Here is a 254-nt window from a genome sequence, read left to right as displayed (position 1 = left end):
CGTTGGCAAACGCTCAACTGAATTTGCAGAAGGCATACCAAAACTTCTTCTCTGGTCGTGTTGAATTTCCTAAGTTCAAAAGCCGCAAGGCGAGACAGTCCTACACAACCAACGTGGTCAACGGAAAGGATTAGATTTTTCCATGAATGGCTTATTCGTCGATAGCGAAGAAGGTAAGACAGCCAATTACCCTCGTTTCTATCGCCAAGCCTTGGGAAAATTAGCGAAGGAACAGCGTATTCTATCACGCAGAA

At 44.9% G+C, this 254-nt stretch carries 1 pseudogene; it reads left to right on the top strand.

Annotation, left to right across the window (positions count from 1 at the left end):
• Window positions 1-254: pseudogene (locus TEPIDINF_RS15085) on the top strand (RNA-guided endonuclease TnpB family protein); the annotation flags it as partial.

The sequence above is a fragment of the Tepidibacillus infernus genome, assembly GCF_048898065.1.
In the GTDB taxonomy this organism is placed as follows: domain Bacteria; phylum Bacillota; class Bacilli; order Tepidibacillales; family Tepidibacillaceae; genus Tepidibacillus_B; species Tepidibacillus_B infernus.
The sequence above is the reverse complement of the archived record's forward strand: the minus strand, read 5'-3'. Positions and strand labels throughout refer to the sequence as shown.